The following is a 15933-nucleotide window of genomic DNA, read 5'->3' as shown; positions in this document are numbered from 1 at the left end:
ATCGGTTGGTATCAAGGTAGCAATTATCACAATTAAGTGATGTAATGATTACATTGGCTGTACCAGCCAAGTTTTAAAAATACTATACTACTTGATAGTTAAATGATTTTTAATGCCAATTATGATTCATTGAGGCAAAAAAGACTGGTATAAAGTTACAGAACTGATTGGCAAATTCTAGTTTGGAACTAGTCATTCCAAAATCAGAAAATTTCATTAAAACAAATATACTTTCCGGTTATGAAAAACCCTATGGAGTAATTGTAGTTATACAAAGACGGTTCTATTGTTTCCGTAGAACTGCGAGGCAAAATTATTTCTTCTTGAGGACAACTCATGCAAGTGGTCGCGGCTAGAAATATCACAGAGCATAACCAAGCCCAAGAGGGTTTACCAGCTAGAGAAGATAGTCGGCGAAAACAAAGCCAAACCTTGGTACAACTAGCAAGGAGCAAAACATTTCAGCAAGGTAATCTGAATGCGGCCATCAGGGAAATCACAGAAACTGCTGCTCGGACGCTTTTAGTGGAGCGAGTTGGGGTGTGGTTATATAATCAAGAACGCTCAAAAATCGAATGCATCGATTTGTACGATGTCAATACTAAGGAACATAGCTTTGGTAGCTCGCTCTTCAAAAGAAATTATCCTGCTTATTTTCAGGCTTTAGAACAGGAACGTAGCATTGCGATAGATGATGCTAGAAACGATATCAGAACCCAAGAATTATCAGAGTCTTATCTTTCTATTTTTGGTATCACATCCCTGCTGGATGCACCAATTTGGCTAGAAGGGCGTTTAGTAGGCGTAGTGTGTCACGAACACGTAGGCGAAGGTCGCCAATGGACTTTGGAAGAAGAAACTTTTGCTGGCTCAATTGCAGATTTCGTCACCTTGGCTATGGAAGCAAGCCAGCGAAACGCAGCACAGGAAGCACTGCGACAAAGTGAGGCGCAATTTCGGGCAATTTTTGAGCGTTCTTCTATCGGCATTGCACTTATAGACATGAAAGCACAGATAGTCGATACCAATGTGGCACTGTCTGAGATTTTAGGATATAGCCGAGAAGAGCTATACGGGAAACGCTTTATAAATTACGTTTGCACGCAGAAAGGGGATTTAGAGATTTACAAACAATTGGTGTCGCGAATTCGCACGGATTTAGGAAAAATTTCAAAAGTCCAAGTTAAAGAACAACCCGCAGATAGACATCGTATTGAAATGGAAAGACGCTGCCCACATCAAGATGGTAGCTTAATTTGGACTCATATTTCTGTTTCTGTGATTCCAGACAGCAATGGCCAACCTGAGTTTTTTCTAGCGATGATTGAGGACATTACTGAACGCAAGCAAACAGAATTGAAACTACGTGCTTCCCAAGAAGCAGCAGAAGCAGCCAGTCGAGCAAAAAGTGAATTTTTAGCAACCATGAGCCACGAACTGCGAACGCCTCTAAATGCAATTATGGGCTTGTCGCAATTGCTACAACAAGAAATAATTGGCTCTCTTAATGAAAAACAGAAGGAATATATCAACTGTATATACAGTAGTGGCGAACAGTTACTGGCGGTGATTAATGATATCCTGGACTTGTCTAAGGTAGAAGCAGGCAAAGAAGAATTGCTGCTTTTACCTTTGCCAGTGTCAGAGATATGTAATTATGCCATATCGACGGTGCGCGATCGCGCCTTAGAAAAAGGATTACAACTCACATATGAAATTGACCCCAAAGCAGATACTTGCATTGCTGATGAACGGCGCATCAAACAAATGCTACTTAATCTGCTCACTAATGCTGTTAAATTTACTCCAGCCGGTAAGGTATCTCTGGTAGTAAAAAAACTACCACAAGGGATGAAATTTATAGTTTCAGATACTGGAATTGGTATTGACTCAAGTGACTTTCAATTTTTATTTGAACCGTTTAAACAGCTTGATAGTAAGTTAAATCGGCAGTATGAAGGTACGGGTTTAGGTTTAGCTTTGACACGCAAATTAGCACGTTTGCACGGTGGAGATGTGAGCCTTACATCCACTTTGGGAGAAGGTAGTGAGTTTACTTTATTTCTACCAAATCGATTGCATCTCGAAGATGAGGTAGATGAGGGAGAAAATTCTACTTTTTCTGCATCGTCTCCTCCAGGCATCCCTCAAAATAAAACTATTTTACTTGTGGAAGACGAGCAAAATACTGGCATTGTATTACAAGATTATCTCCAGACAATTGGGTATCGAGTCAAGTGGATAAATAGCGACAATGATTTTTTGAAGCAGGTGCAAATCCTAGAGCCAGATTTAATTTTGTTAGATGTTCAGTTAGTAGGTGATGCTAGTGGCTGGGATTTATTAAATATTCTCAGACAAGAGCCTTATTTACTAGATTTGCACGTGATAATGATGGGGTTTAGCGAACTTTCAGAAGATAAAATTTCTCTTTTGCAAGCTGGTGCTAACGACTATCTTTTGAAACCAATTCGAGTATTTCAATTAGAGTCAATCTTAATGCGATATTTGAGTGACAGTGATTTTGATATCAACGAAATACCAACTTAGACTCTAGGCGATCGCATTTATATTTTTAGCGCCAAAGAGGTATTGTAAAATAATGTCAAGCGATCGCTCGATCTTCTTCATCCTTTGGTATAGCTCAACCCAGACATCGCTGCAATCAATAATAAAAATATAAAGATTACATAAAGCTCAGTAGTTTTATATACATGTATACATCAAAAATATGAAGAGTATGCAAAGATAGCTTTTTAAGTATAGACATCTAAGTAATATTCTGGACTTAACTATTATCATGTTATTTAGATGTTCCCTATTTTCAAGCTAAATTCCCACAGGCATATAGCTCACAACAAGAGCATGAAAATTCTTTTGCCTCTCCCCTGAATGCTTAGCCATATTTTCAGGACAGTAAGATTTATGCATTGACAACAAATCAAAGATGAAGTGTGAATTTCAGGCATTCGAGCTTGATTTTTTGACGTTTTTTCAGCGATAACTACTGAATCAAAGATTGTTCAGAGCCTGAAACGACGTATTTTTCTGAATTCACACGCTAAGGAATTTGACAGTGCTTAAGACTTAGATAGTTCTACGTTTGGATAAGTGTTACTTCCAAGCAGGTCAACAGAGTGAATCTTTGGGAAAAATTGCTAACCCTTAAAGGTGACTTTAAAGTATTCCTAAAAGGGTCAACTTTCAGTGAATTCATTGTGTCCAGGACTTACGCACAGGTAACGGAAAACGAACCACAAAGGACGCAGAGGACACGGAGTAATAAGGGTTAGAGAAGTTTTTTGCGTAAGTCCTAGTGCCCTAAAACAGCATTAAAAGCAGGTTCAGAACTTAAAGCTACCGAAAAAATCAATTCAGGAAGGTAAAAGTTATGGCAAATATCAATGGAACCAACGGTAATGATACCCTAGCGGGCACCTACGAGGCTGACAGGATTAACGGTAAAGCTGGGAATGATACTATCACAGCTTACAACTACACCGACGCTTATGGAGCCGACGACACCCTGACTGGTGGCGGTGGCAACGATAAATTTGTTTACAACTCGTCTTTTTTCAACTTCGACGAGACTAATATCATCACCGATTTTCGTGGCGTAGGTAAAGGCTCAAATCCCTCGGCAGCAGTTATAGGCGAAGTGGATACCCTGATATTCCAAGGTTCTGGCTTAAGTGCCCGAAATCTGCTACTCACCCAGAATGGCAAGAATTTGGAAATTTCTTTTGAAGAAAGTTATGGTAAAGTTATCCTGCAAAACTTTACTCTGGAAAACCTAGATAACCTATCAACGCTGGGCAATATCTTGTTTGATGGACAAACCAACATTACAGACAGCTTTGATGTGGTTAATGCCAACTCCACCCAACAAAACCCGTTCCGCAAGAACACAGTCACCTTCTTTAACGACCTGAATAACGATGTCAACGGCTTTGACAACTCAGATGATGTCATCAATGGTCGAGGGGGTAACGACAAAATCGACGGCAAGAGTGGCAACGACCTGCTGCGTGGTGATGCGGGGAATGATACTCTCGTTGGTGGTCTAGGGAATGATACTCTCGTTGATGGTCTAGGGAATGATAGTCTCATTGGAGGCGATGGTAATGATACTCTCTTTGCCTCCTCTGGCAATAACACCCTTAACAGTGGCGCTGGTGACGATTACTTAAATATTGACAATTCATGGGGTGATAATCTGCTGTTTGGAGGTAATGGTAATGATACTCTCTCTGCATTTGACGCTTTTGGTAATAACACCCTCAACGGTGGCGCTGGTAACGATACCTTCTATAGTCAATCGAACGATCTCTTTCCTTTTAGCAGTACGAACAATAAAATCTTAATTGGTGGCGGTGGCAAGGATAAATTTGTTCTAGGTTATGATATATGCCCTGTTACCACTATCACCGATTTCAGTGGCATTGGTAAAGGCTCAAACCCATCAGCGGCAGTAATTGCCTCATTGGATATTTTGCAATTTACACAATCTGAGCAAACTGCGAGAAATCTGCTATTAACTCAAAATGCTAACGACTTAGAAATAACCTTTACAGGGGGATTTCGTAATATCAAAGTAGTCTTGCAAAACTTTGCTCTAGAAAATCTAGACAATTTAGCCGAGGTCGGCAATATTCTGTTTTATGGACAAACTACCATCACGGACAGCTTTGATGTCTTCGATGCTAATTTCAACCAAAGCACCGTCTTCAAAAAGAACACAGTCACCTTCTTGAACGATTTGAACAACAATATCAACGGCTTTGACAACTCAGATGATGTCATAAATGGTCAAGGAGGTAATGACAAAATCGATGGCAAGAGCGGTAACGATGTTTTGAGGGGCGGTGCGGGCAGTAATACTCTCATTGGTGGTACTGGTAACGATATTCTATCGGATGATTCCGATTCAACAAGTAATAATCTGCTCTCTGGGGGCGATGGCAATGATTCTCTCTCCACCTCTGGCTTATTAGTCGGTGGTTACTTGACAGGATTGAATTTTCTTGGTTATTCATCTGGCAATAACACCCTCAACGGTGGTACTGGTAGCGATACCTTAAGAGCTAGTTTGTCAACAGGCGATAACCTGCTCTCTGGGGACAATGGCAATGATTATCTTGTTGCTTCTGGCTTTTTCGACTATGATTTCGGATCTTTTACCGAAACCTATACCACCTCCGGCAATAATACCCTCAACGGGGGTGCTGGCAACGATACCTTGAATGTTGATTTTTCAATCGGCGATAACCTGCTCTTGGGGGGCGATGGCAATGATTCTCTCTCGGCCTCCACTTCGGACTTAGCTTACGATGTGTACGGCTACACTACCTCAGGAAATAACACCCTCAATGGTGGTGCTGGCGACGATACCTTAAAAATTGACTATTCATCAGGCGATAATCTACTCGATGGTGGCGATGGCAATGATACTCTCTTTGCCCTTTCCCCCTCAGGCAATAATACCCTCAATGGTGGCAATGGCAATGACATTCTCACCATTGTAAGCATTTATGATACCCTCTCAGGAGGCAATAACACCCTTAATGGTGGCAATGGCAATGACATCCTCAAAGGTGGGAACGCTGATGATACCCTTTATGGAGGAAATGGTACTGATACCTTTGCTTTTTATAGTTTCAATGATGGCGTTGATATTATTTATGACTTCAACGCTACTAATGAACTGATTCAGGTATCGGCTGATGGTTTTGGTGGTGGGTTATCAATAGGTACACTTGCAGCTAATCAGTTTACCCTGGGAACATCTGCAACAACCATCGCTCAGCGATTTATCTATGATGGCACTACAGGTGCATTGTACTTTGATCAAGATGGCAGTGGGGGTGCGTTTACTCAGGTAAAATTTGCCCAACTAGTTGGTGGAGTGTCACTAAGCAATAACAATTTTGATGTGATTGCTTAATCGCGATGAGCGTTTCATGATTCTATCCAGATAAAAATAAGAAATTTGGAAAATGCAAGATGGTATCATAGCATCTTGCATTTTATTTTTTAATAATCGCCAAACAGTTTTCCCATCAAATCCTAAGTCATATCAAGTTCGGATAATCACTTATTATTAAAATTTCTCCGCGTCCCCGCGTCCCCGCGTCAGTCCTAATGATAAGTCTTCACCCGAACATGATATTACCTATTCTCATCCAAGATTGTCCCTTCTATATTGGCTCCCTCTAAATTTGCTCCGCTTAAATTTGCCTGGTTTAAGTCTGCTTCGCTAAGATTTGCTTGGGATAAGTCGGCTACCGTTAAATCTGCGCCACTTAAATCGGCTCCATTTAAATTTGCAGCAATTAAGCTTGCTTGCTGTAACTCCGCCTCGGTTAAGTTAGTTTCAATCAGTTTGGCAACTGTCAAATCAGCCTGACTCAAATTAGCTCCATCCAAATTAGCTCCATCCAAAATAGCTCCATCCAAAATAGCTCCAGTTAAGTTGCTACCGCTGAGGTTGGCATCACTCAAATCTGCTCCGTTCAAGTCTGCCTCAATGAAACTAGTTTGCGCTAAATTCGCGTGACTCAAATTAGCTCCGTCCAAGATGGCTTTATCTAAAATTGCGCCTTTAAGGTTAGCTTCCCTGAGGTTGGCTTCACTCAAGTTGACACCAGTAAAGTCTCTTATGCCTGCCGCATAATTTTTGAGGAGTTGTTCTGCTTTCATATCTGTTTTGCGTCTGTTGCTGTGCTAAGGAACGTTGAATTGAAGCTACCTAGACAGGCACAAATCCCCAGCACGCGCTACAGAGGATCTATACGATCAAGTGATAGTAAATCACTTTTACCTAGCTTAGCCATCCTGAGCTATTAATGCCACTATCTAGAGTTGTCAAATGCTTTCATACTTGGGAGGGATGTTTAGGAATTATTTAAGCATTAGTGCAAAGCGATCGCTATACTCTATTGTGTATTCGTCTGGCACAGGTTATGGCAAAACCAATTCGTATTCTTTTGCAGACTACGATTCCTACGACTGAAGATGATTGGAGCATTTTTCGTTTCTCAATGTTGCAAGATTATTTAGCATCAATTAAAGATGAAGCGGGAAATTCTTTATTTGAGGTTACAGGACGCGATTACGAGTCTAATGCAGTTGGTGGTGACCCAGTATTAAGTACACTTGACAAATCAGATTTTGATGAACTTTGGCTATTTGCTTTAGATGTAGGTAATGGTTTAACCGAAAAGGACATTACCGGAATTAATGCTTTTAGGCAACGCGGTGGTGGTATTCTGACAACACGCGATCATCAAGATATGGGTTGTTCGATGTGCGGTTTAATTGATATTGGTGATGTCCATTATTTCAACACAAAAAACCCCGATCCTGATGAATCTCGCTGGAGCCGAGATGACTCATTTACAACTTATATTTCTTGGCCCAACTATCATTCTGGGGCTAATGGCGATTATCAAAAAATTACCATTGTTGAACCCATTCACGAACTGTTCAAAAATCCCAATTCGCCTTCGGGATATATCGAATTTTTTCCCGCGCATCCCCACGAAGGCGGGATTGGTGCGCCTTTAAGCAATGAAAATGCGCGGGTAATTGCCTTAGGAAAAAGTTTAGTTACTAGCCGTAAGTTCAATCTTGTTGTAGTAATAGAGCATCATCAAGATCCAGAAGGAAATAGATTAGGACGAGCAGTAGCTAATTCCAGCTTCCACCATTTAGTAGATTACAACTGGGATACTGAAAAAGGCTGTCCTACTTTTGTAGATGAAGCACCGGGAGATGGTATGAAAAAAGAGCCACGCGCTTTGGACGATATCAAAACCTATGTGCGTAACGTCGCTTTCTGGCTAGCAAATTAAACAACAATAGACCTCTTGCACGAATGCAAAATTTGCCCTCATCCCCCAACCCCTTCTCCCACAATTGGGAGAAGGGGAGCAAATTTCAAAGTCCCTCTCCCACGCTTGGGAGAGGGATTTAGGGTGAGGGCTTTTGATTCATCCAAGAAGTCTAATATCCATCGTCACATTTTGGATTTGAGATATTTCGACTTCTCTACGAGACGCTACGCCTAGCTTGCTTCCCCGCAGGGGTACGCTCAGTACAAGTTTTGGATTAATTCAATAAACGACTGCCCGAATTCAATAAACGACTGCCCGAATTCAATAAACAACTAGCCAAATTCAATAAATGACTAGCCAAATTCAATAAATGACTAGCCAAATTCAATAAACGACTAGCCAAATTCAATAAATGACTGCCCGAATTCAATAAACGACTGCCCAAATTCAATAAATAACAGAATCTTGGTGTTGGGTTTCGTGCCCAATACCCAATCCCGGCACCCAAAACTTAATCCCCAATCCCTTTGACACACTCAATACCAATTATGGGCACACAGTCAATAAAATCCTGCCAAAACTCTTGACCAAATTCCTCCACACCTTCAGGAGAAACTATTGGTTTTTGCCAGCGAACCTCTTGGAAACCAACACTCCGAAATGCCCATTCATAAGTTTCTGTGCTGAGATAATAGTTATCAAAGCTAAATTCCTGCCCATTACCATAAATTGTATATGTTATCGGCGTGCCCTCTATTAATGGTGAGTTGATGCTTTTAATCAATCCATATTTTTTAGTTGCAAGATAAGATGTAGGCGGTTGAGAAGCATTATTATTCATGGTCACAAAACGACCACCTGGTTTCAAGTTGATAAATATGGTTTGGCACATTTTGAGTAATTCTTCTTTCGTTTGAGCATAATTTAATAAAAAAGAAGCCGCCACCAAATCAAAGTTGCCAATTTTGCCGAGTTCTAGTACATCAGCAAGAATATATTCAATATCTTGGGATTGCGTAGCTTCTTCTTGTCTTGCGAGTTCAATCATTTTTTCAGAAATTTCTACTCCTACCACCTTTGCTGCGCCTTGGAGTTTGAATTGTCTGGTATAGAATCCTTCTCCGCAAGCCAAATCAAGGATTGATTTGTTAACTAAATTCCCAAGCAAATTAAAGTATGTATATGCTTCAATATGCAGACGAAAGGGCAATTGTTTGGATTTTTTATACTGCTCGGCTATGGAGTCATAATAAGCTGTCATTGGTATCTGCTCAATTTATAAAATATTTGTACTAATTTACAATCAGCACCAACCCAATGCTTCACTGATTTGTCCTGCTAGTTTCAGAGGACGAAAAGGTTTGGCAAAGACAGCAGCTACATCTAAGCCTGTAAAGGTATCCCGATCTGAATCCTGGACTTTAGCAGTTAGTAAAATGACAGGAATTGACTGAGTAACTGGGTTAGCCTTGAGTTGTTGCAGAGTGGCACGCCCATCCATATCAGGCATCATCATATCTAATAAAATAACATCAAGTTTAAAGTTGGCAGCTACATTCAACGCTTCTCGACCAGAACAAGCAGTCAACACGTTCCAACCAGCACCCATTTCTAGTCCCAATTTTGCGATCGCTTGCACATCTTCTTCATCATCAACAATCAAGATACTTCTGTTCATTATGTTACTCTCGCATGATATGTGATGCTGGTTAGCTTGACGGTCTGGAATTATTCTAAAATGCGATCGGGGAAAAGTAGGGTAAAACTTTTGTTCTTTGTCATTTGTTCTTTGTCGTTTGTCCTTTGTAAAGACTAAGTAGTTAAAGGTAAAAGGACATAAAATGTGCTGCCTTGCCCTAAAATGCTCTGAACCCAGATTTTACCGTTATGTTGCTGCACAATATTCCGACAAATGGCAAGTCCTAAACCTGTTCCTCCTTTGTTACGGGAATCAGATGCATCTACCTGCTGAAAACGCTCGAAGATAATTTGTAATTTATCTTCAGGAATTCCTCGTCCTTCATCTTGGATGGTAATCAAAACATAGTTGGGTGAGGAAGTAAGGGAATTCTGACTTTCTTGAGAATCAACGGTTTTAGATTCTGAGACAATAGCACTAATCCACACGCGATCGCCTGGTTCCGAAAACTTGATAGCATTACTGAGTAAATTTGTCAATGTTTGTAGTAGGCGATCGGAATCTGCCCAAAGTTCAATTGTCAAAGGATTGACAATTAGTTGGACTTGTAATTTATCTGCCATTGCTTGCATTGCTTCCGTTGCCGTAATTAGCAATTCGGCGACATTACATTTGGCCTTTCGCATGAAGATTTTGGCCGATTTCATCCGCTCTAAATCAAGAATATCGTTCACCAAGCGCATCAGGCGTTCAGTATTAGTTGTCGCAATGCTCAGGACTTTTTGCCCTTGTTGGGTGAGAGTTCCTAATTGTCCTGCACCCAACAAATCTAATGCTCCCATTGTGGAAGTTAGAGGTGTACGCAATTCATGACTGACTAAAGAGATAAACTCGTTTTCTAAACGTTTGCGTTCGGTGATGTCATTGGCAATTAATAAAGCACAAGGTACTCCGGCTAAGTCAATCAATTCGATAGATATTAATATGGTTTTGACTTCACTAGACTTAGTACAAAATTCAAATTCTTGATTGTAAAGCGAGCCAGTTTCCGGCAGAAGTTGGATTTTTTGGGCGAATGCTACTGTATTTTTACCCAAATCAATTTCGGTAGCGGTGTGTCCGATCACTTCCTCTAGAGAATAGCCGCTGATCCTTAAAAAACTGGGATTCGCGTCAAGAAAACGAGCTTCCGAAACTGTAGCGATCGCAATTGGATTGGGACTAGAACGAAAAACTTTAGCAAACTTCTCTTCTGCTTTAGTGCGATCGTGGATTTCCTGCTGCAACTGCTGATTTTGGGCTTGGAGTTGTTGTTGCAATTGCCGAATCGTCAAGTGATTTTCAATTCGCGCTAAAACTTCTTCTAATTGAAAAGGCTTAGTGATATAGTCTACCCCGCCAACTGCAAAAGCTTTTATTTTATCTAGGACATCACCCAAAGCGCTGATAAAAATTACCGGAATTTCACGAGTGCGATCGTTCGCCTTCAAATTTTGACAGACTTCATAGCCATTCATCTCAGGCATATTCACATCCAACAAAATCAAGTCCGGAGGAACTGCATTTGCACCGCGTAAACCCGTAGAACCTTTAGTTACACTCCTTACTTTATATCCCTGATCCGTCAGCATGGCAGATAAGAGGTTTAGGTTTTCTGGTGTGTCATCAATTACTAAGATGTCAGCTTTGGGGAATTTGAGTGACTGGTTAAGCATCACAATATCGACTTTCGCCAGAATAGGTTACTCATTATTCCTAGAAATTTTCACGTTAGTTCAGTTTCTTAATAATCAGTTACAAAAAAAATATCAATTACTCAATTGTCTCCCCTACTTCTCCCCGATTCACCACTAATCTAATAAACATCAAATCAAGTTTGTAGCTGATATCTACTAAATTACACAACAAGGAATAGCTTATATGCAAACTTCAACCATCCGTAAACCAATTATTCTGACACCAGGCGAAGGTAATCAATTTTCAGTTCTTGGCGCACATTTTACAACCAAAGCAACAGGCGAAGAAACAAATGGAACTTGGGCAGTTTATGAAATTACAGATACACAAGAAAATGGCCCGCCACTGCACACTCACCCCTGGGAAGAAGCATTTTATATTCTAGAAGGTGAAATAGATATCCAAATTGGTACAGAAACAATTTTGGCATCACCAGGCTGTTTCGTTAACATTCCTCACAATGCACTACACGCCTTCAAAGTTCGTTCTGCTACTACTAAATTCTTAGTTTTAATTGCACCCAAGGGAGCGAAAAAGTTTTATGAAGAAATGGGTGAAGTAGCAGATAGTCCAGCAGTAAACATGGAAAAAGTGCAGCCTGTTTTCAACAAATACGGATTGCAGTTTGCTGGATAAATTTGGAAACTACATCAAGTAAGTACAAACAATATATAGAACAGAATTCTGAATTCAGAATTCTTGTTGATAAATCTATTCCAAAAAATTCATCTGTACTCAATAACAAATAAGCAACTCAATTCTATGTCAAAAACTACTCGTCTGTTAGCTGCTAGTGTCCTTGGCTTGGGTCTCAATGCCAGCCTTGTTTTTTACCCAAGTGCCAGTCAGGCTCAAAATAATGCTGGAGTACCTACCGAACTCCAAGGTGAGTGGCGGTACGGTCGAATTTCATCCATCCAATATGAAGACAGCTACACAGGGCGGCCAGCAGCCCCGAACGGTTCTAGCGATCAATTCCAACTCACTTCTAACGGTAGCTACCAGCGAAGGAGGCTGATTCAAATCACCACCTACAACTGCACATCTAACCTATTCATAGAGGAAAAAGGCAAAGTTAAAGTTGAAGCTGGCCGTTTGACTTTTCAACCCAGCGACAGCACATCCCAAGGGCAAATCTGCAATAGCGGACGCACCTACTCCAGCCGCAATTCAGCAAAGCCTGAAACCTACCAGTGGTCAATTCAAACCAATGACTATGGACAGCAAGTTCTAGTGCTTGAAACTACAGACGGTCAAGGTAAAGCTCATTACGGGCGACCACAGTAGGATGGCAAAGGGCAATAGGCAAGAGAAACTATTGCTTTTTACCTGCCACCTGTCGCCTATTTACTGTTGCATGTTATTGCCTATTACCCATTAACAGCCAGCACATATTTTTTTTAGTTCTGTACAAAAATCAGATTTGTCTCCCCTAGTTTTCCCCGATTATTTCGTAATCTACAAGATATCGAACTGAGGTTATTCTATGATTCACCATATTTCCATTGCTGTTAAAAACCCCAACCATGTTGCTCAAGTTTTTGCAGAAATTCTAAAAGCACAAGCTGTTCCTTTTCCTCCTAACCCAAGCAGTTATATGGTTATACCTTTCGATGAACACGGTACAGCCATTGAACTTTATCCTTTAGGTTCTCAAATAGAGCCTGGTGAAGGTGATGACGAATGTGTATTTGTGCATACTGCTATTACTTCAAGGTTTACAGATATTCATGCAGCTATTTCTGTACCCACTAGCCAGAAAGAAATTGAACAAATTGGTGTCCGTGAAGGCTGGCGCGTAGTGCGCTGTAACCGTGATTCTTTCTTTGATGTCATAGAGTTCTGGGTCGAAAACAGATTAATGATTGAATTTCTAACACCAGAAATGGCGTCTGTCTATTTGAAATTTGCCACTGATAAGGAAAATCTGAAATATTTTTTAGCAGAACCGGCATTAGCAACAATTTGATAAATATCTATAGCAATCCTCTTTTATTTAGCTCGCCGATTTCTTTGAAAAGCCGGGGAGCTTTTTGAGTATTTAATTTTAAAGTCAATTCGACAGAATAAAAGGTTTTATTTAAATAAAACTGTCTGTTTACGATTCTCAGAGGCACGGACTTGGACTTTAGTTAGAGTGAGGGAAAGATTCATTAACTCAAGTTCAATTATCCAAAGCCCAATTTTCTTTTTCATCTTCTTAGCAATACTAATCGTGCAACTTGTCAAACACCCACGCCAAAGCATCATCAACATTAGTAACGTAATTTCCTGGTGGTATGGCTGGACGATTCACCATCACAACTTTCACCTCAAGTTCTCGTGCGGCAATGATTTTGGCGTAGGTTGCATCACCACCGCTATTTTTACTGACGATGGTATCGATATTGTGGTGAATCAGGATTTCCCTTTCGTTATAGAGGGTAAAGGGACCGCGATCGCACAATAACATCCCTGGTGGCACTAAGGCATCAGGAGTAGGAGCGTCAATCATTCGCATGAGAAACCAAATTTCTTTGAGATGAGCAAAGGCGGCGAGTTCTTGCCTACCAACTGTCAGAAATACTCGCTGTGCTTGGTTTTGCAGGATTGTAGCTGCGGCTGCAACGCTATCAACTTCAATCCAGCGATCGCCACTTACCTTTTGCCAAGGCGGACGAATTAACCTTAGATTGGTTACTCCGACTTTGGTTGCAGCATCTACAGCGTTCCAGGAAATTTGGCTAGCAAAAGGATGGGTTGCATCAATTAGCAAGTCGATTTGCATTACTTCCAGATAACTAGCCAATCCAGCAACACCACCAAAGCCTCCAACCCGCAAATCACCCAAAGGAACTAATGGGTCACGGGTGCGACCAGCTAGGGATGTGATTACTTCTACCCTTTCTATACTCGCCAGTCTAGCAGCTAGTTCTGCCGCATCTCCTGTCCCACCCAGAATTAAAATGCGGATCATAAAGATGGAATTTTTGCCAAAATGCCATTTTTTAGTGCTTTTGGACGTTCTGACCAAGGCAGTAAACCATCTGGCTTGGCATAGTACTGACTAGCACACTCTAGTATCGCAGATGCACTGCCATCAAGGGCTAGATCGCCAAATAGATATGTTAATTTGCCTTTGGCAGCAAAGGCAACCACGCAGGAACGATTACAAGCACTCATGCATTCAACTTCTTGAATTGGGAATTCGTCTCGCAAGTCCCAATCTTGTGCTAAGTGCTGGAGTTGCTCTACTAGTTGTTCGCCACCACTTCCAGGTAAACGTTTTCCATCTTGCCAAACGCTGGCACAGGTTTTGCAAACAAATAAAGTGTGGTCTGGAACATCACAGCGATCGGTTGGGGAAATATTTGCAGTCGCAGTCATCTGTACCTCGCAGAAATGTGGAACTAATAAATCTACTTCGGCGGGCATCCTGACTCACTCAATTTGTAATTTTGGATTCCTGAGGCAAGCTAATCTCAAATCTCAAATGAGTTCACAGTTGCGGGACAGCGCCGGATTTGCACCGAACTTTCCCCGTTACCTCTGGTAGCTGACCCCCACCAGAACCGAATAACCTTAACGATCATACACTAGGGTCGAATAGTACTGAAATCATCTAGATTCTTTATCTTGCTTTTTAACAAAAGTATGTGTTATGATTGATAATTGTGTGGTTAAGGACGTATAGCTCAGTTGGTTAGAGCGCTACGTTGACATCGTAGAGGTCACTGGTTCGAATCCAGTTACGTCCATTTGTACAGTGACTAATTATTTGTCGTCGTTGTGTGACTTTACCCATAACTTTGCCGCAACGGCAAGCTTATGCTTCCAATAGAACGCGGCAAAGTTATGGGTTCTTGGCCACTTTTGGTGATGATGAAAGGTTACGCGCTTTAAGGCAGAAGGCAGAAGGGTTTTAAGATTTTGCCTGTCGTCGTAGAACTTGTGATAAAGACCCAGATCCAACCTGAAGACTTTTCTTATCCCTGTTCTGTCACTTTGGGAGAAGCCAATGTCTGAAAGCTTTTGAGAGCTTTACTTTTGAGTTTTTGGCTATAAATTTTAGTTTCTGTTAGAAAAGAAAAGCTCAAAACTTTATTCCATCAAAGCTTCAGAGTTTCGCTCCGATTATTGTTTTCCGCAAGTGACACAAGAGGGTTATAAAGGGGAGGTCTACGGTTTCGATGGTGGCAAGAAGGTTAAAGGACGTAAGCGGCATATCGTCGTAGATTCTCAAGGATTGTTGATTGGGGTTCTGGTAACCGAAGTAAATGCCTCAGAACGATTAGGGACGGTGGTTGTGCTGGATGAAGCAAAAGAGAAGTTGTCCAAATTAGAACTGATCTGGGTAGACCAGGGGTATTCTGGCAAAAACTTTGCCAATGCTGTTTAGCAGGTCTGTGGTGAGCGGGTGCGGGTGGAAGTGATTACACGAACCTCTGAGACGTTTGAGCAGTTGCCCAAGCGGTGGATTGTTGAGCGAACCAATGGAAAAGCTGAATCGATTTCGGGGGTTAAGCAAAGATTATAAGGTGTATTCAGAGGTGAGTGAAGCGATGATTTATGGTTCTCTGCTTCGTCTCATAAGTAGGTCGGTGTTGAAAATTATCGTTATGACAAGGCAGGAGGCAGGAGGCAGGAGGCAGGAGGCAGGAGGCAGGAGGCAGGAGGCAGGAGGCAGGAGGGAAAAGCTTTTTGAGCAACTTTACTTTCCGTTACATACTTTGGTTTTTTTGC

General features: G+C 41.2%; 12 protein-coding genes, 1 tRNA gene, 1 pseudogene and 1 riboswitch. Of the genes and pseudogenes, 8 read left to right on the top strand and 6 right to left on the bottom strand.

Going from position 1 to position 15933, the window contains the following annotated elements:
• Nucleotides 1-336 precede the first annotated feature (336 nt).
• Nucleotides 337-2550, top strand: a complete 2214-nt coding sequence (locus ACM0OY_RS24560; RefSeq protein WP_414571441.1) for an ATP-binding protein — start codon at nucleotides 337-339, stop codon at nucleotides 2548-2550.
• An 841-nt stretch (nucleotides 2551-3391) separates the two neighbouring features.
• The gene (locus ACM0OY_RS24555; RefSeq protein WP_414571440.1) at nucleotides 3392-5944 is read left to right on the top strand and encodes a beta strand repeat-containing protein; all 2553 of its coding nucleotides are present in this window, start codon (nucleotides 3392-3394) and stop codon (nucleotides 5942-5944) included.
• Nucleotides 5945-6168: 224 nt separating this feature from the next.
• On the opposite strand, the gene ACM0OY_RS24550 is transcribed toward ACM0OY_RS24555, so the two are convergent.
• A complete protein-coding gene (locus ACM0OY_RS24550) occupies nucleotides 6169-6699 on the bottom strand; it encodes a pentapeptide repeat-containing protein (protein ID WP_414571439.1) in 531 nt (176 codons plus the stop codon).
• Between the two features lie 263 nt (nucleotides 6700-6962).
• Here ACM0OY_RS24550 and ACM0OY_RS24545 point away from each other — a divergent pair, with 263 nt between their 5' ends.
• Nucleotides 6963-7853, top strand: a complete 891-nt coding sequence (locus tag ACM0OY_RS24545; protein ID WP_414571438.1) for a hypothetical protein — start codon at nucleotides 6963-6965, stop codon at nucleotides 7851-7853.
• A 493-nt stretch (nucleotides 7854-8346) separates the two neighbouring features.
• Here the strand turns inward: ACM0OY_RS24545 and ACM0OY_RS24540 are convergent, their stop codons facing one another.
• The 3 genes from ACM0OY_RS24540 to ACM0OY_RS24530 form a co-directional block, all read right to left on the bottom strand.
• The gene (locus ACM0OY_RS24540; RefSeq protein ID WP_414571437.1) at nucleotides 8347-9096 is read right to left on the bottom strand and encodes a class I SAM-dependent methyltransferase; all 750 of its coding nucleotides are present in this window, start codon (nucleotides 9094-9096) and stop codon (nucleotides 8347-8349) included.
• A 42-nt stretch (nucleotides 9097-9138) separates the two neighbouring features.
• Nucleotides 9139-9513 carry a response regulator gene (locus tag ACM0OY_RS24535; RefSeq protein ID WP_414571436.1) on the bottom strand — a complete coding sequence of 125 codons (375 nt, stop codon included), beginning with the start codon at nucleotides 9511-9513 and terminating at the stop codon, nucleotides 9139-9141.
• Nucleotides 9514-9647: 134 nt separating this feature from the next.
• Entirely contained in the window at nucleotides 9648-11189 is a 1542-nt protein-coding gene (locus tag ACM0OY_RS24530) for an ATP-binding protein (RefSeq protein WP_414571435.1), read from the bottom strand.
• Nucleotides 11190-11394: 205 nt separating this feature from the next.
• Between ACM0OY_RS24530 and ACM0OY_RS24525 the strand changes: the two genes are divergently transcribed.
• From ACM0OY_RS24525 to ACM0OY_RS24515, 3 genes are all read left to right on the top strand, one after another.
• Nucleotides 11395-11847, top strand: a complete 453-nt coding sequence (locus tag ACM0OY_RS24525; RefSeq protein WP_414571434.1) for a cupin domain-containing protein — start codon at nucleotides 11395-11397, stop codon at nucleotides 11845-11847.
• 126 nt (nucleotides 11848-11973) lie between these two features.
• Nucleotides 11974-12498, top strand: coding sequence for a hypothetical protein (locus ACM0OY_RS24520; RefSeq protein ID WP_414571433.1), 525 nt, complete (start codon nucleotides 11974-11976; stop codon nucleotides 12496-12498).
• 199 nt (nucleotides 12499-12697) lie between these two features.
• Nucleotides 12698-13180: a hypothetical protein gene (locus ACM0OY_RS24515; RefSeq protein WP_414571432.1), complete on the top strand. Its 483-nt coding sequence runs from the start codon at nucleotides 12698-12700 to the stop codon at nucleotides 13178-13180.
• Between the two features lie 240 nt (nucleotides 13181-13420).
• On the opposite strand, the gene ACM0OY_RS24510 is transcribed toward ACM0OY_RS24515, so the two are convergent.
• Nucleotides 13421-14167, bottom strand: a complete 747-nt coding sequence (locus ACM0OY_RS24510) for a cobalt-precorrin-6A reductase (protein WP_414571431.1) — start codon at nucleotides 14165-14167, stop codon at nucleotides 13421-13423.
• Nucleotides 14164-14577 carry a DUF1636 domain-containing protein gene (locus ACM0OY_RS24505; protein WP_414571478.1) on the bottom strand — a complete coding sequence of 138 codons (414 nt, stop codon included), beginning with the start codon at nucleotides 14575-14577 and terminating at the stop codon, nucleotides 14164-14166. The genes ACM0OY_RS24510 and ACM0OY_RS24505 overlap by 4 nt, the downstream gene beginning before the upstream one ends.
• A 21-nt stretch (nucleotides 14578-14598) precedes the next feature.
• Nucleotides 14599-14782: riboswitch (cobalamin riboswitch) on the bottom strand.
• A 92-nt stretch (nucleotides 14783-14874) separates the two neighbouring features.
• Between ACM0OY_RS24505 and ACM0OY_RS24500 the strand changes: the two genes are divergently transcribed.
• Nucleotides 14875-14948: transfer RNA gene (locus ACM0OY_RS24500), tRNA-Val, on the top strand.
• 410 nt (nucleotides 14949-15358) lie between these two features.
• Nucleotides 15359-15782, top strand: a pseudogene (locus tag ACM0OY_RS24495) (transposase); the annotation flags it as partial.
• Between the last annotated feature and the right edge of the window lie 151 nt (nucleotides 15783-15933).

The sequence above is a fragment of the Nostoc sp. CCY 9925 genome, assembly GCF_963920935.1.
In the GTDB taxonomy this organism is placed as follows: Bacteria; Cyanobacteriota; Cyanobacteriia; order Cyanobacteriales; family Nostocaceae; genus Nostoc.
Note: the sequence above shows the minus strand (reverse complement) of the source record. Positions and strands in the feature narration are given on the sequence as shown.